Origin of the sequence: Vibrio sp. 10N.286.46.A8, assembly GCF_041470165.1 — a bacterium.
Lineage (GTDB): Bacteria > Pseudomonadota > Gammaproteobacteria > Enterobacterales > Vibrionaceae > Vibrio > Vibrio tasmaniensis_A.
This window is the reverse complement of the sequence record NZ_JBFRLX010000400.1, coordinates 1-344: the sequence shown is the minus strand read 5'-3', so window position 1 is coordinate 344 and position 344 is coordinate 1. Positions and strand designations below refer to the sequence as shown.

The window sequence follows — 344 nt, the reverse complement described above, 5'->3', positions numbered from 1 at the left end:
TCTCTCCGACCGCACCATCATTGAATAGAACCCAGCTTTTTAGCTGGGTTTTGTTTTATCTGGAATATGTAAATCTGCAAGCCAAGTCACCAAGTATTCTCTCCTATAACCTCACTTTTACTACAATTTTATTAGACAATGTCTGCTCCATTTTCTAACTGAGTATGACTGCCTATGAAAACCCTCCCTTTAACGATCGGTTGCTACACAGATTCTCCAAGTAATAGCCAAGGTGTATATCAAACTCAGTTAGATCTAGAAACGGGAACGCTGTTGCCTTTAGAGCTTATAGCGGCCTGCACTAACCCCTCGTTTATTACCACGACAAAGTTGGGGGTCTACAC

1 protein-coding gene is annotated in these 344 nt (G+C 41.9%); it reads left to right on the top strand.

The window, feature by feature from the left end:
* Window positions 1-174 precede the first annotated feature (174 nt).
* Window positions 175-344: beta-propeller fold lactonase family protein (locus AB4232_RS22685; protein ID WP_372088113.1), on the top strand; the 170-nt coding region annotated here is incomplete at its 3' end.